This window comes from Dermacoccus nishinomiyaensis (assembly GCF_900447535.1).
Classification (GTDB): domain Bacteria; phylum Actinomycetota; class Actinomycetes; order Actinomycetales; family Dermatophilaceae; genus Dermacoccus; species Dermacoccus nishinomiyaensis.
This window is the reverse complement of the sequence record NZ_UFXX01000001.1, coordinates 2349952-2373647: the sequence shown is the minus strand read 5'-3', so window position 1 is coordinate 2373647 and position 23696 is coordinate 2349952. Positions and strand designations below refer to the sequence as shown.

Below are 23696 nucleotides of genomic sequence, written 5' to 3'. Positions count from 1 at the left end.
CCAGCCCTCTGGACGGGCCGCGTCACGGTGCGCACACGTGGGCGATGCGATCGGCCGAGACACTGAGCGGCCTGACGGCCGGCCGCGCCGGATCAGCGCTCGAGCCGTGGCGCTTCGTCACCTCGATGACGTCGAGATCCGTCGCCCGATAGACCAAGCGCTGGCGCTCGTCCGGCGTCGCGTAGGACGCTTCCCGCACCTCGGACCCGCCCGGTTCCCCACCACCCTGATCACCCACGAGTTCGACGAACTCCTGAGGCCAGCCGAACGGGCAGTCGACGCCGATCTCGGCGTCACTGCGATCGAGGAGGCTGACGAGCACCGCGTCGCTGACGCACTCACGACCCTCGCCCCAGACGTCGACGATCGTCGCGCGGTCCCCCTCCCAACCCAACTCCACCGCAGCGGTGTTGACCGGGGCGGCAGCCAGATCGACACCGATACTGATGCCGTGGGCCGGTCGCTGAACCTCGGGCTCGCCTGCCGCCCTGCGACCCGTCACGCGAACGTGCGGCCCGTCAGTGCTTCGTAGGCCTCGATGTACTTGGCGCGCGTGGCGGCGACGATGTCGTCGGGCAATGCCGGCGGCTGCTCGCCCGACGACTTGTCCCAACCAGAGGCCGGGGACGTCAGCCAGTCGCGCACGAACTGCTTGTCGTACGAATCCTGTGCGCGCCCCGGCTGCCACGACGCGGCCGGCCAGAAACGCGACGAGTCGGGCGTCAGCAGCTCGTCGGCGAGCACGAGCGTGCCGTCGGCGCGCACGCCGAACTCGACCTTCGTGTCGGCGATGAGGATGCCCCGCTCGGCGGCGATCTCGTTGCCACGCGCGAGGATTCGCACGGTGAGGTCACGGATCTCATCCGCGCGCTCCCGCCCGACGAGCACGACGGCCTCGTCGAACGTCATCGACTCGTCGTGATCCCCGATCTCCGCCTTCGACGTCGGCGTGAAGATCGGCGTCTCGAGCTTCGAGGCATCGACCAAGCCGTCCGGCAGGGCCACCCCACACACCGCACCGGTGGCACGGTACTCGGCGAGCCCGCCGCCAGTCAGGTATGCGCGGGCGATGGCTTCGAGCGGCACCATGTCGAGCCGTTCGACGAGCACCGCACGGCCCGCGACGGCGTCGGGCACGTCCGTCGAGACGACGTGGTTGGGCACGAGGTCTGCCATCTGCTCGAACCACCACAGCGACAGCTGCGTCAGCACCTTGCCCTTGTCGGGGATGGGTGTCGAGAGGATGAAGTCGAACGCCGAGATGCGGTCGCTCGCGACGAGCAGCACCTGGTCGTCGCGAGCCTTGCCGTCCGCGTCGAGCGGCGCGTACAGGTCGCGCACCTTGCCGGAGTAGACGTGCGCGTACCCAGGAAGGTCGAGTGTCTCGCTCATGCCTGCTCTCCTTCGACGGTGATCTCACCCTCGAGTGCCTTGAGCGCGATGTCGGTGCGGTGATGACTGCCGGGCAACGTGATGCGCTCGACGCCCGCGTACGCCACCTCACGGGCGGCGGCGAGATCCGCACCCCGCCCGACGACCGACAGCACACGCCCACCGGACGAGACGATTCCGCCGCCGCTGCCCAGCTTCGTCCCCGCATGCAGGACGTACGCACCGTCACCCGCCGCGGTGCCGTCGCCGTTCACCTCGTCGAGGCCGTCGATGCGCGCACCCGTCACCGGCTTTGCGGGGTAACCCTCGCTCGCGACGACGACGGTGACGGCTGCGTCATCGCTCCATTCGAGCGGCCCGAAGTCAGCGAGCTCACCCCGTGCGGCAGCGCGCAGCAGACCGCCGAGCGGCGTGCGCAGACGCGCGAGGACGACCTGCGTCTCCGGGTCGCCGAAGCGCGCGTTGAACTCGACGACCTTCGGGCCCTCCGACGTCAGCGCCAGCCCGACGTACAGCACGCCCGCGAACGGCGTGCCGCGGCGCGCCATCTCGTCGATCGTCGGCTGCGCGACTCGCTTCACGACATCGTCGACGAGCCCCGCCGGCGCCCAGTCGAGCGGCGAGTACGCGCCCATGCCACCGGTGTTCGGACCCGCATCGTCATCATGCGCGCGCTTGAAATCCTGCGCCGGCTCGAGCGGAACGACCGTCGCACCGTCGCTGATGCAGAACAGCGACACCTCGGGGCCGTCGAGAAATTCTTCGATGACGAGGCTCGACCCGGCGTCGAGACAGGCCCGGGCGTGCGCGAGCGCCTCGTGGCGGTCGTTCGTCACGACGACACCCTTGCCGGCCGCGAGCCCGTCGTCCTTGACGACGTACGGGGCGCCGGTCGCATCGAGGGCCGCGGCGACCTGCGTCATGTTCGTGCACGCGTGCGCGCCGGCGGTCGGGACGCCGGCGGCCGCCATGACGTCCTTCGCGAACGCTTTCGACCCCTCGAGTCGGGCGGCTTCGGCGGACGGGCCGAACGTGTCGATTCCGGCTGCGCGCACCGCGTCCGCCACCCCGGCGACGAGCGGCGCCTCGGGCCCGATGACGACGAGGTCGGCCCTGATCTCCTGCGCCAGTTCGGCGACGGCGTCACCGTCGAGGATGTCGACGTCACGCACCTGGGCGTCGGCGGCCATGCCTGGATTTCCGGGGGCGGCGACGATGCTGTCGACCTGCGGATCCGCTGCGAGCCCCTTGACGATGGCGTGCTCGCGCGCGCCCGTTCCGACGACCAAAGCCTTCATGGCTGCAACCCTACCGGCGAAGAGGCGGCGCGCGCGGCCCCGGGAACCCAGGGGGAGGAAATGCTCCCGGGGCGGCGCGCACCTGGCGCGAAGTGGGTCGAACCATCGGGGGGAGGTGGTGACACGCTCCTTCGCGCACCGGACGGGCCGGCACGACCCACTATGGCACGACCACGGGCACCCGCTCGCTCACGGTTTGGCAGAATGACGTCATTGGCGAACATTCGCCAAGAGCGCCACTTCTTTCTCCCTCGTCGACAGGCGGCCGTCATGCCCCATGAGTCATCCACCGATGTACCTTCCGGGGCGCCCGGCACACCCGCCGACGCTCTCGGCGCGCCTTCCGACGCCCCCGGCAGCGGCACGCCCGCCGACGCGATCGCCGACCTCGCCGCGATGATGCCCGAGGGCGCTGCGACGACGAACGCGCTCGCCGACCTCATCGGCGAGCACCGTCCGACCGAGCTCTACCTCCACCTGCTCATGCACGGCGCGTGCGACGAGGCCGATCTCGCCGCAGCCGGATTCGCCGTTGAGGCTACCGCCGTCGCCCTGCGCATCCTCACCGCGCGTGCCATGGTCGAGCGGGATTCGTCGGGGTGGCGGGTCACGCCCCCGGAGCAAGCGCTGCCCACCCTCGCGGGGCAGCTCGAGTCACGCGCGACGAGTATCCGCGCCGCGTTGCCGGGCCTCGTCGCCGCCCACCGCAACGCCGCGAAGGCCACGGGCGCGAACCGACTTTTAGAAGGCACCGACGCGCTCGACGGCGAGCGCGAGGTCGCGTTCGCGTTCGCCCAGTGCGTCGCGAACGCTCGTCATGAGGTGCGAGCCATGCGCACGCGATCCATCGCGACGCGCTCGCCCATCCTCGACGCGCTGCCCGGTTCACGCGACGGGCGCGTCGGCGCCTCGCAACGTCTCGTGACGGTCGACACCGTCATCGACTCGAGCCTGGTCGCCGACTTCGACGCCGACGACTTCGCCTCTCTGCAACCCACGCCGAACGTCCGCGTCACCCTTGCGACGGGCGTTCCGTTCACCGCCGCCGTCAACGACGACGGGATGGCCGTCATCGAGACCGTCAGCGGTGGCGGTGTGGCGGGGCTCGTCGTGCACGACGCCGGACTCGTCGCGGCGGTGTCGTCGACGATCGACCTCATGCTGCGCCTCGCCGCTCCCCTCGCCGCGACCCATCCGCGTGCGTCGACGCAGTCCATGGCGCGCCAGCGCACGGACGGTGTGCAGGCTGCCACGTCGGATGCGTTGAGCGACCAGGAGCGCCTCATCCTGACGCTGCTCGCCGCAGGAGTGCCCGACGCCACCGTGGCGCGTCGCGTCGGCGTCAGCCAGCGCACGTTCGATCGGCGCGTCCGCAGCGTCATGGATCGCCTCAACGCCCAGACACGGTTTCAGGCCGGGGTGCTGGCCGCCCGACGCGGCTGGTTGTGAGCCCTGTCGCGACATGAACCCCGACGCGCCGTGCGGGCCGACGAACGCTCTAAGGTAGAGGGTCATCCGCGGGCGGCGCGGTGAGCCAGCACGGCGAGGGGAAGCACTGCGTGAGCACGGTTGAGGGACGTCCGGCCGGCCAGGTCGACGAACTACCCGACGAGGTCACCCGCGAGATCGCGATCGAACAGGCGCACGTCGAGCGCGTCTACGCCGAACTGGCGAAGGCCGGCGAGCGCGTCGGCATCGTCGAATCCGAAGGCCTCGCGCGCGGGCGCGCGAGCCGCTCCGGCGACATGCGCGACGAGGAGAAGGCCGGCCTGTTCGAGCGCGACGCGCTCATGTTCTCCGCCGGCAAGCGACGCGCGACACTCGAGCAGCAGTTCGAGGGCCTCGTCTTCGGGCGCCTCGACCTCGACCACGCGATGACGGCGGGTGCGGACGCGAACGACGCCCCCGGCGGGTTCGTCTCCACCGGCTCGGGTGACGACCTAGAGGTGCGTTACATCGGCCGCCTCGGCGTGCGTGACGACGAGTACGAACCGCTCGTCATCGACTGGCGCGCGCCGGCGGCGTCACCGTTCTACCGCGCGACGCCCGTCGCCCCGGAGAAGGTCGTGCGCCGCCGCGTGCTGCGCTGCCGTGACGCTCGCGTCCTCGGCGTCGAGGACGACCTCATGACGGTGGAGGCGCCGGAGGGCATGACGGTCGTCGGTGACGGCGCGCTCATGGCCGCCCTGACGCGCTCGCGCGGGGCGCGGATGCGCGACATCGTGGCGACGATCCAGCGCCACCAGGACGAGGCGATCCGCGCCGACGCGCGCGGCGTCACCCTCATCACGGGTGGGCCGGGCACGGGCAAGACCGTCGTCGCGCTGCACCGCGCGGCCTACCTGCTCTACTCGGATCGGCGCCGATTCGAGTCGGGCGGCATCCTCGTCGTCGGCCCGTCGGCCGCCTACACCGCGTACATCGAGCGCGTCCTGCCGTCGCTCGGCGAGGATTCGGTGGCGCTGCGCGCGCTCGGCGACCTCGTCGGCGGGCTGACGGCGACGCGCCTCGACGCGCCGGCCGCGGCCGCCGTCAAGGGTGGGCTGCGCATCCGAAAGGTGCTCTCGCGCGCCGCGAAGGACGTCGCGCCCGACGCGGCGACGAGCCTGCGCACGATGGTCGCGGGCCTCGCCGTCCACCTCGATGAGCGCGAGCTGCGCCGCATCCGCGCGAGCCTGCTCAGCCACCACCAGCACAACAAGCTCGCCGGCAACCCCGCCGACGTCGTCGAGGCCCTCGCGGCCGCGGCGTGGCTGCAGGTGCGCGAGCACACGAACCTGGAGCGCCCCGAGTTCGTCGACCGCTTCGAGGATTCGCGCGACGTCGAGGCGTTCGTCGCCGACTGGTGGCGCCCGATCGACCCGCGTCACGTGCTGCTGTGGCTCGGTGACGCCGACCGGCTCGCGCGCTATGCACGCGGCGTGCTGAGCATTGGTGAGCAGGCGGAACTCGTCGCGTCGATCGCCGTCGCGGTCGAGCGCGGCGAGTGGTCCGTGGCCGACGTTGCGCTCGTCGACGACCTGCTCGCCCGCCTCGCCGAGGTGCCCGAGGCCGCCCGCGAGGAGCGTGGTTTCTACGAGATCGAGGAGTTCGACAACCTCACCGAGTACGGCGTCCACGAGGTCGAGGTGACCGGATCGCGCCGTCAGGGCGGCGAGGTCGGCTTCGAGGTGACGCCCGCCGACGCCCGCGAGCGCCTGCTCGCCGGGCGCCTCACGCGCGCCGAGGAATACAGTCACGTCCTCGTCGACGAGGCGCAGGACCTGTCGCCGATGCAGTGGCGCGCCGTCGGTCGGCGCGGAAAGTTCGCGTCGTGGACCGTCGTCGGCGACCTCGCGCAGGCGTCGTGGCCCGACCTCGACGAAGCCGCCGAGGCACGCGAGGAGGCCTTCGGGACGAAGAAGCGTCAGAGCTTCCACATGACGACGAACTACCGCAACGCGCGCGAGATCTTCGACTTCGCGGCCGACCTCATCCGACGCTACGTGCCCGACGCCGACATCCCCGAAGCCGTGCGCGAGACCGGCATTCACCCCGTCTCGATCGACGTGAGCCGAGACGACGTCATCGCCCGCGCCCGCGAAGCCGTCAGCGACCTGCTCGAGCAGGTCGACGGCAGCGTCGCCGTCATCGCGCCCGCGGCGTGGCGGCAGGCGCTGGCTGAGCTCGACGGCGCAGCGGGCCGCGTCGTCGTCATCGACCCGATGTCGACGAAGGGCCTCGAGTACGACGCGACGCTCGTCGTCGACCCCGATGAGATCACCGCCGAGTCACCTGGCGGCGCGCGCGTTCTCTATGTTGTGCTGACTCGTGCGGCGCACCGCATGACTGTGCTCGACGTGCGCTGACGCGAGACACGAGTGACGACGGAGCGAGGACGACATGACCCACACCCCTGACGCCGCGCTGCCGGCGAGCGACGGCCCCGACGGCGGCGCGAGCGCGACCGCGGGCGACGGCGGTCTGCACGGCTCGGTCGCGGGCACGTCCGACGCGGTGCTGGGCGCGTACCGACGCAGCATCGACAACATCGACGCGGCGATCATCCACATGCTCGCCGAACGCTTCCGCATCACGCAGGCCGTCGGCGAGTACAAGGCGACGCACGAGCTGCCGCCCGCCGACCCGTCGCGCGAGGAGCGTCAGGTCGCCCGCTTGCGCGGCCTCGCCGCCGAATCGGGCCTCGACCCCGAGTTCAGCGAGAAGTTCCTCCGATTCGTCATCGACGAGGTCATCCACCACCACCTGCAGGCGGCGTCCGACGCGTCCTGACGTCGTTGGTTCGCGTGTACGTCAGCCGAACAACGCCACCGTCTGACGACTGATGGCGACGAGGGCGCCGCTCGCGGGGTCGTAGATGCGCGCCCCCGAGTGGGCGTAGCCGTCGTGGGCGGCGTCCGTCGTGACGTCGTACCACCACGTCGTCACCGGGTCGGACGAGACGGGCGCGGTGAACTCGAGTGTCCACGTCATCGTCGACATCGGGGCCGGCGAGTGCAGCATCTGCCCCGCTGCCGGCGGCCACGCGTCGATGAGCGTGACGAGGTGCGCGACGCTGAAGTCGTCCGTCAGCTCGCGGAATCGCATGTAGCCGGTGAGGTCACCGTCAGTCGCTGCGGAGAACGGCAGCACCCCGCTGGCCGGGCGCAGGTCGACGCGTGCGATGAACTCGGGCGTGAACGGCTCGATGTACGGAATGGCCTCGAGCATCTCGAACGCCGGGCGCGTGACTGCGTCGAAGGTCGGATCGAGCGCCACCTTCGAGTCGCGTTGCGCACCGAACGTCAGCAGGGCGATGGCGCGGACGGTGCTCTCGCCGGAATCGTCCGGCTGCACGAGGCGCGCCTCGACCTGCGTCGCCGACTTGCCCTGACGCAGCACCTCGACGCGCACCTCGGCCGTGCCGGCGGAGGCCGGTGCGACGAAGTTGACGGTGAGCGAACGCAGCGACGTCGGATCCGCGGCCAGCTCACCGAGCACGCGGGCGACGAGGGCGCCTGCGACGACGCCACCGAACGTCGCCCGACCCTGCCCCCAGCCCGCCGGAATCGTGACGGCGCCCTGCCGCGCGGCGGCGGTGAGTAAGACGTCGATGTCGTGCTGGTTCTGTTCGCCCGGCGTGTTCGAGGTGGTGGTGTCGCTCATGACGCCATCGTAGGAGTCGATCGGCCTTGTGTGGGCTGAGTCATACCGGCGAGTAATCCAGGGGGTGGCGGGGCGTGGCCGGGCCCTTCCCACCCATGGCGCGCGCCTGCATCGGCCGGCGTCGAGCAGGGCGGCCACCAGGCCGACGTGGTGCGCTGCGGTCAGGTCAGTCGTTCGCCATGCGCCACCCTGCGGCGATGGCCTCGGCCGCGGAGCAGAACATGCGCTCCCCCTTGCTCGGCGTGATGACGGTCTTGTCGTACGTCGCCGAACCGGGCGCGTGCGCGATCTTGGCGCCCTTCGAGTTGATGTTGCCCTTGATCGCGCACGCTCCGCCGCTCGAGCCGGCACCGGCCGGCGACGATGGAGCGGCTGGCACCGCCGACGCGACGGGCGTCGAGGGTGCCGGCGCAGCTGACGTCGACGCAGCAGCGCTCGAGCCTGCGTCATCCTGGTGAAAACCGTTGCACGGCGGGCCCCACGTTCCGCGGTGGGCGTTCTTCGCCTGGTTCTGCGCCGCGAGATATTCGAGGCGGTGCTGGTACGGCCCGTCGTACGTGTACTCGCGCCCATAGCCACCCTCGATCTGCGCGAGCGCGACGTTCGTCGTCCCGCCGACGAAGACGTGACGCAGCAGGCGGCCGTACTTGTCGCGATCGCCCTGCGACGAGTCCGCCGCGAGCTGCACCTGCTTGCTCTGCACGAGCGACTGCATGTGACTGCTCGCCTCCTTGCCGAAGCACTGCACGGGCGTGTTCGGCTTGCGCGTCTCGGGGGTGTCGAGGCCGATGATGCGGATCTTCTCGCGCTTTCCGTCGATACGGACGGCGATGGTGTCGCCGTCGATGACGCTGACGACGTCGTACGCCGCTCCCGGACCCGTCCCGGCGCCCTGCCCGTGCGTGTCGCCGCCCTTCGCGGAGCTCGACGTGGCGTCGGACGCCGGCTTCGTCGATGTCGAGCCACTGTCGGCAGGCGTGGGCCCTGACGCTGACGCGCGCGACGAGCCCGACGCCGAGGGCGCCGGCTGCGTGCCGTTCGACGAGGACGCCGTGGGCGACGCGCTCGTCGCCGAGTGCGATGCGTCCGACGAGGTGCCGCAGGCCGCGGTGCCCGCGAGGAGCGCAGCCGCGCCCAGGCTCGTCACGGCTCCGCGGATCGTCGTCATCGTCATCACGCGCGTCAGCGTAGACGTCGACACCGACAACGCGGCCCGATCGGGGCGCAGAAGCCCGTCACTCCGGCGTTGGCTGACCCGATCACCGGCCCCGCCCGGCACGACGAATGTGGACGAAAATCGCCGATGGGTACGGAGCCGACCGTCAGGGGGTGACGAGTTCGCGCAGACGCTGCGGGCCGACGGCGAGCAGCAGCGTCGGAAGACGCGGGCCGGTCTCCTTGTCGATGAGCAGCATGTAGAGCAGCTTGAAGAACTCGCGCTGGCTCGCGCCGAGGGCGGCGGCCGTCTCGGGGTCGGCCTTGCGGTCGGGTCGGAAGTCGGCACCCTTGCCGATCTGCACCTTCGGCACGCCGTAGACCTGCGTCGTCAGCCCGTCGAGCGACCACGCGTCCTCGATGCGCGGCAGCCCCTGCTCGCCCGGCACGTCGAGGCCGTCGAGCAGGATGCGTAGGGCGGCCTTCTGCTCATCGCTGGCGGCCGCGAGGGCGTCGGTGTTCTTCGTCTCCCGCACGACCGTGCGTTCGTCGTCGGGCATGTAGCGCGCGACCCAGTTCTCGACGTTCGTCAGGCGCGGGCGCAGCGCGTCGAGGCTCGACGGGGGGTTCGCCGGGTCGAGCGTGCCGACGATGCGCAGCGTCTGCGTCTCGTCACCCGTCGTGATGTCGATGATGCTCGCAAGGGTGCGGTAGGCGACCGGGTACTCGGTCGCGGGCAGCACCTTCTCAGCCGTCGTCGACGCGCGCACGTAGGCGGCGACGTCACCGGGCTGGCCCTTGTGGGCGGCGACCTTCACGACGAGCGCGTCCCACTCGTCGTACATGCGCTGCACGTCGGAGTCGAACGCGACGGTGAAGCTCTGGTTAGGCTTCTTGCGCGCGTAAAGCCAGCGCAGCAGGGCCGGTTCCATGATGCCGAGCGCGTCCTTCGGGGTCGGCACGCCACCCTTGCTCGAGCTCATCTTCGCCATGCCCTTGATGCCGACGAACGCATACATCGGGCCGAGCGGGCGCTCCCACCCGAAGATCGGAGCGACGTCCTTGCCGACGACGAAGCTCGAACCGGGGCTCTGGTGATCGACGCCCGACGGCTCGAAGACGACCTTCTCGACCGACCAGCGCATCGGCCAGTCGATCTTCCACACGAGCTTGCCGTTGCGGTGCTCACGCAGGTCGACGGTCTCGGTGTGCCCGCAGCGGCACGTGTACGTGAGGTCGTGCGTGGCGTCGTCATAGGCGGTGACGGTGGTGAAGTCGGTGCCGCACGCCGAGCAGTACGGCTTGTACGGGTAGTAACCGGACGCGCTGCCGCCGTCGTCCTCGGCTGCCGCCCCGGAACCGGCCTCCGCCTCGGCGGCTGCCGCCTGCTCCTCCTCGGACAACACGGGCGCCTTCTTGCCGCCCTTGACGGGCTTGCCGCTGCCGGCGGCGTCGCCGTCAGGCTTCGGCAGGGTGCGGTAGCGCGCGAGGATGGCGTCGAGCTCGTCGCGCTTGCTCATCGCGAAGAGGATCTGATCCGTGTAGGCGCCCGCGCCGTACTGTTCGCTCTGGCTGATGCCTCGGTAGACGACGCCGAGCGCCGCGAGGCCCTCCTCGAACTGGGCGCGGAAGTGCTCGGCCCAGCTGCTCGCCGAGCTGCCCTTCGGCGCGGGCACGCGCGTCAGCGGCATGCCGATGTACTGCTCGTACGAAGCGTCGACGCCCTCGACGTTCGGCACCTTGCGGTAGCGGTCGAAGTCGTCCCAGCTGATGATGTGCTCGCACTCGATGCCGCGGCGACGGATCTCGTCGGCGACGAGGTGCGGCGTCATGACCTCGCGCAGGTTGCCCAGGTGCACCGGGCCCGAGGGGCTGATGCCGGAGGCGACGACGACCTTCGTGCCACGCTTCTCGGCTTCGGCGATCGTCTCGTCGGCAAGTCGCGAAACCCAGTCGGCGTCAGGAGGCAACACAGTCGTCATGGGTTCATTTTAGGCGCCCGGTCAGGGTGGTTCTGACGCGCCCGCAGGGGGCTCTTCGCGCTGACATCGGCAGGATGGCGGACGAGCTGGCCGTGAACCGAAACAGACGGCGCCTCGTCAGAGCTTCGCGAGCCACGTCTCGTGCGAACCGTCGAACGGTGCGGCGCCGTCACGCACCATCGCCATGACAGTGTCGGCAGCGTCACGCGCCGCCGTCACGAGCCGCGGCGGGTAGCTCATCTCGCGGGCGTGCCGCTCGAACTCGTCCTCGTCGTCGAGGTCGAGGTCGCCGTTCGTGCGCTTGACGACGTCGAGGTCGAGGTCGAGCGTGAACGCCTCACCCTGGTTGACGGTCGTCGGCGTCGTGATGTCGACGTAGACGTCGATGTCATGGTCCTTGCCGCCCGGAGCGGTGTTGAAGGTGGCCACCCACCAGGCGTCGTCGGGAACGAGGACGACGAAGTCGCCGTGCGCTGCGAACTCGAGCCCGGGTCGTGCCACACGAGTGCCACCCGTCACCCCGAGCCACAGCCCCTGCGCATCACGACCCAGCACGACGGCGTCGAACCCCCAGTGCTCGTCACCGTTGTACTTGCCGAACTGCAGTCGGATCGCTTCCCTCGCCACACACTCAGCCTACCGGCGGCCCGCCGACGCCAGGACGCACACGAACGCGCCGCAGGGGCCGCAGGGGCCGCAGGGGCCGACTCGTCAGCGAGTCGACCCCTGCGGCGAGGGATGAGAGCGTCAGTCGTTCAGGAGATCGTGACGCACGATGACTTCGTCACGACCCGGGCCGACGCCGATGACGGAGACACGCGCGCCGATCTGCTTCTCGACGAACTCGATGTAGCGCTGCGCGTTCTCGGGCAGGTCCTCGAACGTGCGGCAACCGGTGATGTCGGCGTTCCAACCCGGCAGCATCTCGTAGATCGGCTTCGCGTGGTGGAAGTCGGTCTGGTTCTCCGGCATCTCCTCGACGCGCTCGCCGTCGATGTCGTACGCGACGCAGACGGGGATCTCGTCGAAGGTGTCGAGGTTGTCGAGCTTGGTGACGACGAAGTCGGTGACGCCGTTGACGCGCGTCGCATAACGCCCGATGACGGTGTCGAGCCAACCGATGCGGCGAGGGCGCCCCGTCGTGGTGCCGAACTCGCCGCCGATCTCGCGCAGGCGGTCGCCGACCTCGTCGTGCAACTCCGTCGGGAACGGGCCCTCACCGACACGCGTCGTGAACGCCTTGAGGATGGCGATGACGCGGTCGATGCGCGTCGGCGGGATGCCCGCACCGGTGCAGGCGCCCGCCGAGATCGCGTTCGAACTCGTCACGTACGGGTAGGTGCCGTGGTCGACGTCGAGCAGCGTCGCCTGGCCGGCCTCGCACAGCACGACCTCGTCGGCGTCGAGCGCCTTGCTCAGCAGCAGCGACGTGTCCTTCACCATCGGGCGCAGCCGCTCGACGTACTGCAGCAGATCCTCGACGACCTCGTCGACCTCGATCGCGCGACGGTTGTACGTCTTCACGAGCAGCTGGTTCTTCGTCTCGAGCGCCGCCTCGACCTTCTGCCGCAGGATCGACTCGTCGAAGAGGTCCTGCACGCGGATGCCGATGCGGTTCATCTTGTCGGCGTACGTCGGGCCGATGCCGCGCCCGGTCGTGCCGATCTTGCGATTGCCGAGGAAGCGCTCGGAGACCTGGTCGATCACCTTGTTGTAGCGCGGGATGAGGTGCGCGTTCGAGGAGATGACGAGCTTGCTCGTGTCGAGACCACGCGCCTCGAGGGCATCGATCTCCTCGAACAGCACGCCGAGGTCCACGACGACACCGTTCGCGATGACGGGCGTGACACCCGGGGTCAGGATGCCCGACGGCAGCAGGTGCAGCGCGTACTTCTCACCGTCGATCACGACCGTGTGCCCGGCGTTGTTGCCGCCGTTGAACTTCACGACGTAGTCGATTCGGCTTCCGAGAAGGTCGGTGGCCTTGCCCTTGCCTTCGTCGCCCCACTGGGCGCCGACGAGAACGATTGCCGGCATCGGTATCAACTGCCTTTGCGTAGCTGGTGGGCTGACGCCGCTCCCCCGCCACGCTCGACCCCCGGCGCGCGGTGGCCTCGAGCGACGAACCGGGCGTCAACTCTTACCGCCCAAGGTTACCCGCTGGCACGCATCCGTCGCGGTCGTCGTCAGCAGGCGAGCCGACGCGCCGCCCGCCGAGCACCACCGGACGCCCCTCATCGAGTGCCTGGTCAGCCCTCGAAGCCGGTGAGGCCACGTTCGGTGAGCTTCACCGCGAGCTGGAAGCGCGTCTCGACACCGCACTCCTCCATGAGCGCCGCGACGCGGCGTCGCACCGTCCGCAGGCTGACACCGAGCGCCCGCGCGATCGCCTCGTCCTTCAACCCGGCCTGCATGAGTTCGACGAGACGCTCCGACGTCGGTTCCGCGCCGTCGTCGACGCCGGAGGCGGCCGCCCACATCCGGTCGAACAATTCGACGAACGCACGCACGACGACGGCGTCACGCAGCACGACGTACCGCCCACCCTCGCCGCCCCAATCGGTGTTGGCGATGACGGCATCCGTTCCATAGCAGACGAACTCGTTCGGGATGTGCGTCGCGAGGCGCTGCTCCTCGCCCAGGTTCGCCCACTCGACGACGTCGAGGCTGCGCGTGCTCGCGGCGTCGAACTCGTGCAGGCCACGCAGCAGGCGCCCGTCGGCGACGAGGCGCGCGAGCACCGGCTGCTCCCCGGCGCTGACGGCGAGCGCGTCGGTGTGCGTGAACCGGATCGGGCCCGAGGTCGATGCCGCCAGGTGCTCCATGACGTCACCGAGCCCGTCGATCTCGACGTACTCGCGACCCGCCTCGGCGGGGTCGGCCTGCTCCTGGCCCGCACGGTGGTCGCCTGCGAAACCATCGATGGCGTCGCGCAGGCGGGCGAGGTCGCGGCGTCGCTCGGCGAGACGCGCCTCCTCGGCCGACAGGACGCGTTCGAGCCCGGCGCGCGGATGATCGGCGGAGGGACGACCGTCCTCGGTGATGCGCACGAGACGCAGCGCGCGCAACTGTTCAGCCGCTGCCTCGACGTCACCGACGGGCGTGTTGAGCCGCGAGGCGTACACACCGAACGGTCGCGCCTGGTCACGCAGCACCTGGCGGTAGAGCTGTTCGGCGAGGTCGTCGATGCCGAGGACGGCGAGAGGATTCACGCCGTCAGGCTAGCGCGCCGTGGCCGCCAGATGACATGCGACGGGGGTGTGGCCCCTCCCGGCCACACCCCCGTCGCGCCCGCCCTGTTGCAGGCGGCGGACGACGCCCGACTCCCGTTCGCTCATCCCCCCAGAGATACCGGGCGCCGACAGCCGCGCCCCGAGAGGTACGACGATTCGACGCACCGAGTGCGAGCGCTCCCTGACCGGGCATCGTCACATCTGAGACGCCGCGATCAGGAGATCGGTTCCCTCACGCCGACATCATTTTCGGACGCGGCGCTCGAGCGCGTCTCAGACGCCCAACTCACGCGCCGCGGTGGCCGAGGAGTCGCGCAGGAAGTCGGCGCAGCGTCGCTGCTCGTCGACCTCACCGATCTCGCCGGCGGCCTTGCTCAGCGCGGCGAGTGCTCGCAGGAAACCGCGGTTCGGCTCGTGCTCCCACGGAACGGGCCCCTGGCCCTTCCACCCGGCGCGGCGCAGGGAATCGAGGCCGCGGTGGTAGCCGGTGCGCGCGTAGGCGTACGCCTCGACAGCCTCGCCGTCACCCAGCGCGTCCTCGGCGAGCGTCGCCCACACGAGCGAACTCGCCGGGTACATGCGGGCCACGTCGCGGGCGTGGACGCCGAGGTCGAGCTTCTCGGCTGCGGGGTCGACGTCGAGCTTGGTCTCCGGAATGGCAAGAAGGTTGTCCATGCCGCCATTCAAGCATCGACACCCGACAACCCCGCCGCGGCGGGCCGGCAACACCCACGTCACACCCCTCACGCCGCCGACCGACTCCACCGAGCGTCAGGACCAACGTCCCAGCCCCTTTCATCGCTCGTGCCGCACGACGAGAATGGAGGCATGACCTTCCACGTCAGCACCGCGACCCTCTGGCAGCCCTCCCCCGGAACCGAGCTCACCGACGCGACTCTCGAGACGATCCACCGCTGGTGGCGCGCCGCCAACTACCTGTCGGTCGGGCAGATCTACCTGCTCGACAACCCCCTGCTGCGCGAGCCGCTGACGCGCGACAACGTCAAGCATCGCCTGCTCGGGCACTGGGGTACCACGCCCGGGCTCAACTTCCTCTACGCCCACCTCAACCGCGTCATCGCCGAGCGCTCTCAGCCGACGATCTACGTCACCGGCCCCGGCCACGGCGGCCCCGGCATGGTCGCCAACACCTACCTCGAGGGCACGTACTCGCAGATCTACCCGAACGTCGGGCTCGACGAGGCGGGCCTGCGCCGGCTCGTGAAGCAGTTCAGCTTCCCCGGCGGCATCCCGTCGCACGCGGCACCCGAGACGCCCGGCTCGATCCACGAGGGCGGAGAGCTGGGTTACGCCCTCAGCCACGCCTACGGGGCCGTCTTCGACAACCCCGAACTGCTCGCGTTCACCGTCATCGGTGACGGCGAGGCGGAGACGGGGCCGCTCGCGACGTCGTGGCACTCGAACAAGTTCGTCAACCCTGTCACCGACGGCGTCGTCCTGCCCGTGCTGCACCTCAACGGCTACAAGATCGCGAATCCGACGGTGCTCGCCCGCATCAGCGACGAGGAGCTCGATGCCCTCATGCGCGGCTATGGCCACACGCCGTACGTGTTCGAGGCGGGCTTCGACGACGAGGATCCGATCTCGATCCACCGCCGTTTCGCGACGCTGCTCGACGAGGTGTTCGACCACATCGCCCGCATCAAGGCCGAGGCCGCCGAAGCGGGTGCCGAGAACGCCGAGCGTCCGCACTGGCCGATGATCGTCTTCCGCACGCCGAAGGGTTGGACGGGCCCGAAGACGATCGACGGCAAGGTCGCCGAGGGTCACTGGCGCAGCCACCAGGTGCCGCTCGCCAACGCCCGCGACACCGACGAACACCTCCACGACCTCGACGCGTGGCTGCGCAGCTACCGCCCCGACGAGCTGTTCGACGAGGCCGGCCGCCCAGCCGACGACATCATGGCCCTCGCCCCCGACGGCGAGCTGCGCATGGGCGCGACGCCCTACGCCAACGGTGGCGAACTGCGCATCGCCCTCGAACTGCCCGACTTCCGCGACTTCGCCGTCGACGCGGGCCGCGACGACGAGCGCGGCACCTCGGTCGCCGAGTCGACGCGGGTGCTCGGCGAGTGGTTGCGCGCCGTCGCAGCCGCGAACCCTGAGAACTTCCGCATCTTCGGTCCGGACGAGACCGCGTCGAACCGGCTGCAGGCCGTCTACGAGACGACGAACAAGCAGTGGATGGGCGCGTACGAGCCCAACGACGCCGAAGACCCGATGGGCCGCGTCGGGCAGGTCATGGAGATGCTGTCGGAACACCAGTGCCAGGGCTGGCTCGAGGGATACCTGCTCACCGGCCGCCACGGGCTCATGTCGAGCTACGAGGCGTTCATCCACATCGTCGACTCGATGTTCAACCAGCACGCCAAGTGGCTCAAGGTGACGAACGAGATCGGCTGGCGTCGACCCATCTCGTCGCTCAACTACCTGCTGAGCTCGCACGTGTGGCGTCAGGATCACAACGGATTCAGCCACCAGGACCCCGGTTTCATCGACCACGTCGTCAACAAGAAGAGCGACGTCATCCGCGTCTACCTGCCGGCCGACGCGAACACGCTGCTGTCGACGTTCGACCACGTCCTGCGCACCGAGCAATACGTCAACGTCGTCGTCGCAGGCAAGCAGCCCAACCCCGTCTGGCTCACGATGGACGAGGCCGTCCGGCACTGCGCGCGCGGCCTGGGCATCTGGGAATGGGCCGGCACCGAGGTCGCCGGCGAGGAGCCCGACGTCGTGCTCGCCTGCGCGGGCGACATCCCGACGATCGAGGTGCTCGCCGCGGCGAAGATCCTGCGCGAACGCGTGCCGGGGCTGAAGGTGCGCGTCGTCAACGTCGTCGACCTCATGCGCCTGCAGGCCGAGAAGGAGCACCCGCACGGCCTGAGCGACCGCGAGTTCGACACGATCTTCACACCCGACAAGCCCATCGTGTTCGCCTACCACGGCTACCCGTGGCTCATCCACCGCCTCACCTACGGCCGGAGCGGCCACAGCAACCTGCACGTGCGCGGGTTCATCGAGGAGGGCACGACGACGACGCCGTTCGACATGGTGATGCGCAACGACCTCGACCGCTTCCACCTCGTCATCGACGTCCTCGACCGTGTACCCGGCCTCGGTGCACGCTGCGCGGGGCTGCGTCAGGAGATGCAGGATCTGCGCCTCGAGGCACGCGCCTACGCCTACGAGAACGGTGAGGACCTCCCCGCCGTCGCGTCGTGGGTGTGGTCCGACGCCGGCGACACCGGCACCGAAACCGGTGGCCCGCAGCAGGACACGGGCGGCGACAACGTCTGATACCTGACACGCGAACGGCCCACCCCGATCATTCGGGGCGGGCCGTTCCTCAGCGGCGGGTCAGGCGATCAGGCCTTCTTGGCGGCCTTGCTCTTGCCGGCCGAACCGAGCTCGTTGCAGGCCTGGACGACACGCTTCGCCATGCCCTCCTCGGCGGCCTTGCCCCAGGCACGCGGGTCGTACAGCTTCTTGTTGCCGACCTCACCGTCGATCTTGAGGACGCCCTCGTAGTTGCCGAGCATCCAACCGGCGACGGGACGCGTGAATGCGTACTGCGTGTCGGTGTCGACGTTCATCTTGACGACGCCGTACGAGACGGCCTCGGCGATCTCCTCGGGCGAGCTGCCCGAACCGCCGTGGAAGACGAGGTGGAACGGCTTGTCCTCCGCCTCGGAGAACTTCGCCTTGACAGCGTCCTGCGCGTCCTTGAGGACGGACGGGCGCAGCTTGACGTTGCCCGGCTTGTAGACGCCGTGCACGTTGCCGAACGTCAGGGCCGTCATGTAGTACACGTCAGTGCCCGCGCCGAGCGCCTGGGCGGTCGCGATGGCGTCCTCCGGCGTCGAGTACAACTGCTCGTTGATCTCGTTGGCGACGCCGTCCTCTTCACCGCCGACGACACCGACCTCGATCTCGAGGATGATGTTCGCCTCTTTGCACTTGGCGAGAAGCTCCTGGGCGATCTCGAGGTTCTCTTCGAGCGGCACGGCCGAACCGTCCCACATGTGCGACTGGAAGAACGGCTCGCCACCGTTCTTGACGTTCTCGATCGACGCCTCGAGCAACGGACGGACGAAACCGTCGAGCTTGTCCTTCGGGCAGTGGTCGGTGTGCAGGGCGATGTTGACGTCGTACTGCTTGGCGACCTCACGAGCGAACGCGGCCATGGCGAGCGCGCCCGCGACCATGTTCTTCTGCGTCGGGCCCGAGAAGTACTCGGCGCCACCGGTGGAGACCTGGATGATGCCGTCCGAACCGGCCTCGGCGAAGCCACGGATGGCGGCGTTCAGCGTCTGCGACGACGACACGTTGATGGCCGGGTACGCGAAGCCCTCCTTCTTCGCGCGATCGAGCATCTCGCGGTAGATCTCGGGGGTTGCGATGGGCATGTCATCACCTCTCGTGTTGGCACAACAATGACGCGTTTCGGGCGCACTTCGTGAGCGGCTGGCCCGCTGCCTCCATCCTCGCACGGGGCGTCGCGCAACGGGGCGGGCGGCGGGAGTTTGCTTCGCCCGAGTTCCGGCCGCGTCAGGCGCGGGGGTGGGCGTCGCCGGCGTCCGCGTGGTTGCTTCCGATTGCGCTCCCATGGGCGTCGCCGTCGACACGCTGGCCGAACACGTGCCGTCGGATCCACGCGTGCATCGTGACGGCGGCCGCGGCGCCCGCGTTGATCGAGCGCGTCGAACCGAACTGGGCGATGTCGAGGACGGCGTCGGCGCGTTCGAGCGCGTCGGCGCTCACACCCGGGCCCTCCTGGCCGAAGAGCAGGACGCAGTGCTCGGGCAGGTCGAACGCCTCGAGCGGGACGCTGCCCGCCACGTTGTCGATGGCGATGACGGGCAGGCGCGTGGGGTGGCCGGCGGCGTCGACGGGCCCGGCCGTGGCGGCCCAGGCGAGCAGGTCGTCGACCGTGGGGTGGTGGAACTCGTGCTGGTAGCGGTCGGTCACCATCGCGCCGCGACGGTTCCAGCGCCGCCGTCCGACGATGTGAAAAGCCTTGGCGTTGAACGCGTTCGCCGTGCGGATGACGGAGCCGATGTTGAAGTCGTGCTCCCAGTTCTCGACGGCGACGTGAAACGCATGACGCGCCGTGTCGAGCTCTTCGACGATGGCGTCGTGCCGCCAGTAGCGGAAACGATCCTCGACGTTGCGGCGGTCGCCGTGCTCGAGCAGCTCGGGGTCGTAGCGCGGGTCGAGCGAGCCGTCGGGTGTGCTCGGCCAGGCGCCCTGCCACGGTCCGACGCCGACCTCGTCCGTGCCCCCAGCATCAGCACGGCGGTGTTGTGCGTCGCCGTCGTCGATCTGTTTCGCCCCGTCCACGTCTGCCATGGCCGTCAGCGTAGGCGGGCGCGACGAGTTCACCATCGTCCGGGTGACGCGCCGTACCTCACCCGCGCGTCTCAGCGGTTTCTTATCGCCCGCCGGTAGGCTCGGCCTCGTGATGCATGCCCTCGGCCCTCAGTTCATGGATCCGAACTACCTGCTCGCCCACTTCGGCGGCGCGTTCTTCTGGATCTCGCTCGCGATCGTCTTCATCGAATGCGGGCTCCTGTTCCCGATCCTGCCCGGCGACTCGCTGCTGTTCGCGATCGGCATGTTCACCGCGACGTCTGCCACGAGCGGCTTCGACATCCCCCTCTACGTCTCGCTGCCGGCTCTGTGCGTCGCCGCGTTCGCGGGCAACGTCGTCGGCTACGAGATCGGGCGGATCGTCGGCACCCCCCTGTACGAACGCGACGGCAGGGTGCTGAAGAAGAAGTACTTCGACCAGACGAACGCGTTCTTCGACAAGCACGGCAGCAAGGCCCTCGTCATCGGACGCTTCGTGCCCATCGTCCGCACGTTCATCACCGTCGTCGCGGGCGCGAGCCACATGGACCGCAAACGCTTCTTCACCTGGTCGGCCATCGGTGCCGTGCTGTGGGTGCTCGTCGTGACGTTCGCCGGGTTCTTCCTCGGCCGTGCCTTCCCGAGCCTCGGCAAGAACATCGACGCCGCCATCATGGTCGTCGTCCTCGTCAGCGTGCTGCCGATGATCTTCGAGTGGGTCAAGCACCGCAAGCGCGCCAAGGCGCTCGTCAAGGAAGCCGGCGACATCGTCGATCACAACCCTGACAACTGAAACTCGTCGCGACCACGCTGACGAAGCGAGCAACGCTGCCGCATCGAGAAACGCTGACGAACGGCGCCCGGCCCAGGCCGCGGCGCCGTTCGTGCGTGCGGTTCGTCGGACGTCGCGTCACTCCCTAGGATGAGGGCGTGGATACCCAGGCTGTTCTGACCCTGCTCCAGCAAGCCGCCGAGACCTACATCAACCCCCGTTTCGAGGCGCTCGCCTCGCACGAGGTGACCGAGAAGAACCCGGGCGACCTCGTCACCGTCGCCGACCGCGAGGCGGAGGTGTTCATCACCGCCGAACTGCAGAAGGCCTACCCTGACGCGCTGATCGTCGGCGAAGAAGCCGTCGCAGCCGACCCGAGCATCCTCGACCGCATCGAATCCGCCGACCACTGGTTCACGGTCGACCCCGTCGACGGCACGAAGAACTTCGTCCACGGCTCACCGAACCACGGCGTCATGGTCGCCGAGATGCGCGGCGGCGACATCGTCCGCAGCTGGATGTGGCAGCCGCAGCTCGGGCACGCGTACGTCGCGGAGAAGGGCAATGGCGCCTTCCTCGACGGGGTGCGCATCGAGCCGCACGTCGTCGGTGATGCCCCGAAGGGCGTGACGTCACGTCAGACGCGCGTCGGCGAATCACTCGACGGGCTGCCGCCGCTCGGGCTGTCGTGGGTGTGCTGCGCGGTCGACTACCCCCAGATCGCCTCGGGCGGCGCGGATTACATCCTGTACGTCACGACGAAGCCGTGGGACCACGCGCCCGGCGCGCTCTTCATCCGCGAGGCGGGCGGCGTCTCCGCCTACGCCGACGGCTCGCCGTACGACCCGCGCTACGAACTGACACCCAAGCCGCTGCTCGTGACGGCCGACGCCGCGCTGCACGAGCGGTTGCGGCTGTTCGTCTGATGACGCGCTGCGCTGTCTGCGTGAGTGGCGCCGATTGAGTGAGTGGCGCCGATTGAGTGGGTGGCGCTGGCTGCGTGGGGGCGTGGCCGTGTGAGCCGGCCGGCTGTCGGTTGGGAGCTGCAACCCCACCATGCGGAATTACAGCTCCCAGCGGCGCCCCTGAGGGCCGAAACCCCGCCATGTCGGCTCGCAGCTCTGACCGGGGCATGACGAACCCGCGCCGAGCGTTGGTCAGGCAGTCTGCGTCGGTCAGGTGGTGAGCGTCGGTCAGGCGTCGCGCTTCAGGTGCTGGTAGCTCGCGATCAGTCGCTCGCGCCACCACTGCCGGCGCTCGGGGCTCGCGCGGTGACGCTCGACGCACGTCGGGTCGAGGTGGCGCGCGGCGGCGGCGCGAGCTACGTCGATCGTCCCGTCACGAGGGACGAGGGGGTCGGCGATGACGTCGCCGTCGAGCAGGTTGATCGTGCCGAGGCCGCACGCGTGATCGAGCTCGGTCAGAGCAGCCGCGAGCGCCACGCCTGCCGCCATCCCGGGGCTCGAATCGAGCGCCGAACTGACGACCATCGGGAGGCCTGTCTCGTCTGCGATGCGCAGCGCCGCGCGCACTCCCCCGAGCGGCGCGACCTTGACGATCGCTAGATCAGCGGCCTCGAGCTCGACGACGCGCATCGGGTCGTCGGCCTTGCGGATCGACTCGTCGGCGGCGATGAGAACGTCGATTCCGTTGCGCGCGAGCGTCTTCCGAACGCGCGCCAGATCTTCGACGGGCATGACGGGCTGCTCGACGTATTCGAGGTCGAACGCAGCCAGTCGTGTGATCGCGGCGACGGCCTGGTCGACATCCCATCCGCCGTTCGCGTCGAGACGCACCTTCGCGTCGGCGCCGAGGCCGTCACGGACGGCGGCGACGCGGGCGACGTCGTCGTCGAGGTTCTGGCCCCTCTCGGCCACCTTGACCTTCGCGGTGCGGCACCCGTCGAACCGGGCGAGCACCCCGGCGACGGCGCCGGCGGGAACGGCCGGGACGGTCGCGTTGACGGGCACCGTCGCGCGCACCGGCTCGGGCCACCCGAGGTACGCCGCCTCGATCGCAGCCGCGAGCCAGCGCGACGCCTCGGCCGGCCCGTACTCGAGGAACGGCGCGAATTCTCCTGCACCACAAGGCCCCTGAAGATAGGCACACTCGCGATGCTCCACACCACGAAAGCGCGTGTTGAGCGGAATCGAGACGACCTCGAACCCATCGAGCAGCTCATCGAGCGACGAGAGGGGCAGTTCAAGAGGCCGCGCGTTCATGCCCCCTATCGTCGCAGCAGCTTCCGCGATGCAGGCCCCGGGACACGAACCGCCCTTACGCCACGTGCAGGCCCGCGCGTCCAGCCCGGGACATGAACTGCCTTCATGCCATCTGACGGCCATGCGCGGGCGGCGCTTCCCAGACTCGCGCGCAGCGCCCCCGCGAATACGAGCGGCAGGGTCGAATCGGCGCATCCTGCCGCTCCTACTCGACCGATTCGCTCGTGTTCAGGAGGCGGGCACACAATGGCGTCATGACGAAGATCGCGCTCATCACCGGAACCTCCAGCGGCATGGGGCTGCACGCCGCCATCGCTCTCGCCAAGGCGGGCGCCACGGTCGTCGCGACGGTTCGTTCGTTCGACAAGGCGGGCGAGCTCAACGAGGCGGCGGCCAAGGCGGGCGTCACGCTCGACGTCCGTGAACTCGACGTCACCGATCATGGCGCGGGCGAGAAGCTCGTCAATGCGGTCGTCGAGCAGTACGGGCGACTCGACGTGCTCGTCAACAACGCGGGGCGCGGGTGCGTCGCTACCGCGGAGACGCTCGACATGCTGACGATCAAGGAGCAGATGGAGACGAACTACTTCTCGGCCGTCGCGCTGACGCAAGCCGCACTGCCGCACATGCGCAAGGCCACGTCCGGCATGATCCTGACGGTGACGTCGGTCGGCGGCGCCGTCGGCCAGCCGTTCGCCGACGCCTACTGCGGCGCCAAGTTCGCCGTCGAGGGTTTCATGCAGTCGCTGTCGACGGTCGCCGCGGCGTTCGGCATCAAGGTCAGCGTCATCGAACCGGCCGCCGTGGCGACGAACTTCGTCGAGAACGTCCAGCGCGACGACGCGGGGCCGTACGCCGACCTGCTCGCCGCGTACATGAAGCGCACCGAAGGTGCCTTCGCCAACGCCCAGAGCGCCGAGAGCGCGGGCGAGGCCATCGCCGGGGCGGCCCTGTCGGACGAGTACCGCTTCCGCTGGCAGACGAGCGACGCGGCGACGACGTTCGCGGGGATGTCGCTCGCGGACCTCGACGGCTCGAAGGTGTTCGAGGCCACGCGGAGCTGGACGCAGGGCTGACGCAGCGCAGACAAGACGAACGCACCGGACGATCACGGATCGTCCGGT

At 69.6% G+C, this 23696-nt stretch carries 20 protein-coding genes; 7 read left to right on the top strand and 13 right to left on the bottom strand.

The window, feature by feature from the left end; all coding sequences use genetic code 11:
• Positions 1–22: 22 nt before the first annotated feature.
• Genes DYE07_RS11065 through purD form a run of 3 tightly spaced genes read right to left on the bottom strand, consistent with a single transcriptional unit; the run spans position 23 to position 2690 of the window.
• Entirely contained in the window at positions 23–502 is a 480-nt protein-coding gene (locus DYE07_RS11065; protein ID WP_115296985.1) for a DUF429 domain-containing protein, read from the bottom strand.
• Positions 499–1392 (bottom strand): phosphoribosylaminoimidazolesuccinocarboxamide synthase, encoded by an 894-nt coding sequence (locus tag DYE07_RS11060; protein WP_074045687.1) that lies wholly within the window; start codon positions 1390–1392, stop codon positions 499–501. Before DYE07_RS11060 ends, DYE07_RS11065 begins: the two co-directional genes overlap by 4 nt.
• Positions 1389–2690 carry a phosphoribosylamine--glycine ligase gene (gene purD / locus DYE07_RS11055; RefSeq protein WP_115296984.1) on the bottom strand — a complete coding sequence of 434 codons (1302 nt, stop codon included), beginning with the start codon at positions 2688–2690 and terminating at the stop codon, positions 1389–1391. The genes DYE07_RS11060 and purD overlap by 4 nt, the downstream gene beginning before the upstream one ends.
• Positions 2691–2960: 270 nt before the next feature.
• Here purD and DYE07_RS11050 point away from each other — a divergent pair, with 270 nt between their 5' ends.
• The 3 genes from DYE07_RS11050 to DYE07_RS11040 all read left to right on the top strand — a co-directional run bounded on the left by DYE07_RS11050 (position 2961) and on the right by DYE07_RS11040 (position 6962).
• Entirely contained in the window at positions 2961–4139 is a 1179-nt protein-coding gene (locus tag DYE07_RS11050; protein WP_172462994.1) for a response regulator transcription factor, read from the top strand.
• 110 nt (positions 4140–4249) lie between these two features.
• Entirely contained in the window at positions 4250–6538 is a 2289-nt protein-coding gene (locus tag DYE07_RS11045) for a HelD family protein (protein ID WP_115297147.1), read from the top strand.
• A gap of 34 nt (positions 6539–6572) precedes the next feature.
• Positions 6573–6962, top strand: a complete 390-nt coding sequence (locus DYE07_RS11040; protein ID WP_115296982.1) for a chorismate mutase — start codon at positions 6573–6575, stop codon at positions 6960–6962.
• Positions 6963–6983: 21 nt separating this feature from the next.
• Here DYE07_RS11040 and DYE07_RS11035 read toward each other — a convergent pair whose 3' ends face one another.
• From DYE07_RS11035 to DYE07_RS11005, 7 genes are all read right to left on the bottom strand, one after another.
• On the bottom strand, positions 6984–7835 hold the full coding sequence (locus DYE07_RS11035) for a thioesterase family protein (protein WP_074040247.1): 852 nt from the start codon (positions 7833–7835) through the stop codon (positions 6984–6986).
• A 166-nt stretch (positions 7836–8001) separates the two neighbouring features.
• A complete protein-coding gene (locus DYE07_RS11030) occupies positions 8002–9009 on the bottom strand; it encodes a thermonuclease family protein (protein ID WP_235006302.1) in 1008 nt (335 codons plus the stop codon).
• Between the two features lie 148 nt (positions 9010–9157).
• Positions 9158–10972 carry a lysine--tRNA ligase gene (gene lysS / locus DYE07_RS11025; protein ID WP_115296981.1) on the bottom strand — a complete coding sequence of 605 codons (1815 nt, stop codon included), beginning with the start codon at positions 10970–10972 and terminating at the stop codon, positions 9158–9160.
• Between the two features lie 117 nt (positions 10973–11089).
• Complete coding sequence (locus DYE07_RS11020; protein WP_115296980.1) at positions 11090–11599, bottom strand: DUF402 domain-containing protein; 510 nt, start codon at positions 11597–11599, stop codon at positions 11090–11092.
• Positions 11600–11719: 120 nt separating this feature from the next.
• On the bottom strand, positions 11720–13009 hold the full coding sequence (locus DYE07_RS11015; protein WP_074040239.1) for an adenylosuccinate synthase: 1290 nt from the start codon (positions 13007–13009) through the stop codon (positions 11720–11722).
• A gap of 212 nt (positions 13010–13221) precedes the next feature.
• A complete protein-coding gene (locus DYE07_RS11010; RefSeq protein WP_074045691.1) occupies positions 13222–14184 on the bottom strand; it encodes a helix-turn-helix domain-containing protein in 963 nt (320 codons plus the stop codon).
• Between the two features lie 294 nt (positions 14185–14478).
• Positions 14479–14880, bottom strand: a complete 402-nt coding sequence (locus tag DYE07_RS11005) for a DUF3151 domain-containing protein (protein ID WP_006943618.1) — start codon at positions 14878–14880, stop codon at positions 14479–14481.
• 153 nt (positions 14881–15033) lie between these two features.
• Here DYE07_RS11005 and DYE07_RS11000 point away from each other — a divergent pair, with 153 nt between their 5' ends.
• Positions 15034–17526 (top strand): phosphoketolase family protein, encoded by a 2493-nt coding sequence (locus DYE07_RS11000; RefSeq protein ID WP_115296979.1) that lies wholly within the window; start codon positions 15034–15036, stop codon positions 17524–17526.
• A 68-nt stretch (positions 17527–17594) separates the two neighbouring features.
• On the opposite strand, the gene fbaA is transcribed toward DYE07_RS11000, so the two are convergent.
• A complete protein-coding gene (fbaA, locus tag DYE07_RS10995; protein ID WP_062257354.1) occupies positions 17595–18635 on the bottom strand; it encodes a class II fructose-bisphosphate aldolase in 1041 nt (346 codons plus the stop codon).
• Positions 18636–18777: 142 nt separating this feature from the next.
• Positions 18778–19578: a TrmH family RNA methyltransferase gene (locus DYE07_RS10990; RefSeq protein WP_243754930.1), complete on the bottom strand. Its 801-nt coding sequence runs from the start codon at positions 19576–19578 to the stop codon at positions 18778–18780.
• A 112-nt stretch (positions 19579–19690) separates the two neighbouring features.
• On the opposite strand from DYE07_RS10990, the gene DYE07_RS10985 reads away from it, so the two are divergent.
• On the top strand, positions 19691–20371 hold the full coding sequence (locus DYE07_RS10985) for a DedA family protein (protein ID WP_038571631.1): 681 nt from the start codon (positions 19691–19693) through the stop codon (positions 20369–20371).
• A 137-nt stretch (positions 20372–20508) separates the two neighbouring features.
• The gene (locus tag DYE07_RS10980) at positions 20509–21276 is read left to right on the top strand and encodes an inositol monophosphatase family protein (RefSeq protein WP_115296978.1); all 768 of its coding nucleotides are present in this window, start codon (positions 20509–20511) and stop codon (positions 21274–21276) included.
• A gap of 267 nt (positions 21277–21543) precedes the next feature.
• Here the strand turns inward: DYE07_RS10980 and DYE07_RS10975 are convergent, their stop codons facing one another.
• Positions 21544–22572, bottom strand: a complete 1029-nt coding sequence (locus tag DYE07_RS10975; RefSeq protein ID WP_006943687.1) for an o-succinylbenzoate synthase — start codon at positions 22570–22572, stop codon at positions 21544–21546.
• Positions 22573–22826: 254 nt separating this feature from the next.
• Here DYE07_RS10975 and DYE07_RS10970 point away from each other — a divergent pair, with 254 nt between their 5' ends.
• Complete coding sequence (locus DYE07_RS10970) at positions 22827–23648, top strand: SDR family NAD(P)-dependent oxidoreductase (RefSeq protein WP_006943695.1); 822 nt, start codon at positions 22827–22829, stop codon at positions 23646–23648.
• The last annotated feature ends 48 nt before the right edge of the window (positions 23649–23696 follow it).

Excerpts from the sequence above, each read along its gene's own strand:
- DYE07_RS11050 (WP_172462994.1), top strand. The coding sequence starts at position 2,961 with ATGCCCCATGAGTCATCCACCGATGTACCTTCCGGGGCGCCCGGCACA.
- purD (WP_115296984.1), bottom strand. The coding sequence starts at position 2,690 with ATGAAGGCTTTGGTCGTCGGAACGGGCGCGCGCGAGCACGCCATCGTC.
- DYE07_RS11035 (WP_074040247.1), bottom strand. The coding sequence starts at position 7,835 with ATGAGCGACACCACCACCTCGAACACGCCGGGCGAACAGAACCAGCAC.
- DYE07_RS11040 (WP_115296982.1), top strand. The coding sequence starts at position 6,573 with ATGACCCACACCCCTGACGCCGCGCTGCCGGCGAGCGACGGCCCCGAC.
- DYE07_RS10975 (WP_006943687.1), bottom strand. The coding sequence starts at position 22,572 with ATGAACGCGCGGCCTCTTGAACTGCCCCTCTCGTCGCTCGATGAGCTG.
- DYE07_RS11060 (WP_074045687.1), bottom strand. The coding sequence starts at position 1,392 with ATGAGCGAGACACTCGACCTTCCTGGGTACGCGCACGTCTACTCCGGC.
- DYE07_RS10970 (WP_006943695.1), top strand. The coding sequence starts at position 22,827 with ATGACGAAGATCGCGCTCATCACCGGAACCTCCAGCGGCATGGGGCTG.
- fbaA (WP_062257354.1), bottom strand. The coding sequence starts at position 18,635 with ATGCCCATCGCAACCCCCGAGATCTACCGCGAGATGCTCGATCGCGCG.
- DYE07_RS11005 (WP_006943618.1), bottom strand. The coding sequence starts at position 14,880 with ATGGACAACCTTCTTGCCATTCCGGAGACCAAGCTCGACGTCGACCCC.
- lysS (WP_115296981.1), bottom strand. The coding sequence starts at position 10,972 with ATGACGACTGTGTTGCCTCCTGACGCCGACTGGGTTTCGCGACTTGCC.
- DYE07_RS11000 (WP_115296979.1), top strand. The coding sequence starts at position 15,034 with ATGACCTTCCACGTCAGCACCGCGACCCTCTGGCAGCCCTCCCCCGGA.
- DYE07_RS11015 (WP_074040239.1), bottom strand. The coding sequence starts at position 13,009 with ATGCCGGCAATCGTTCTCGTCGGCGCCCAGTGGGGCGACGAAGGCAAG.
- DYE07_RS11030 (WP_235006302.1), bottom strand. The coding sequence starts at position 9,009 with ATGACGATGACGACGATCCGCGGAGCCGTGACGAGCCTGGGCGCGGCT.
- DYE07_RS10990 (WP_243754930.1), bottom strand. The coding sequence starts at position 19,578 with ATGGCAGACGTGGACGGGGCGAAACAGATCGACGACGGCGACGCACAA.
- DYE07_RS10985 (WP_038571631.1), top strand. The coding sequence starts at position 19,691 with ATGCATGCCCTCGGCCCTCAGTTCATGGATCCGAACTACCTGCTCGCC.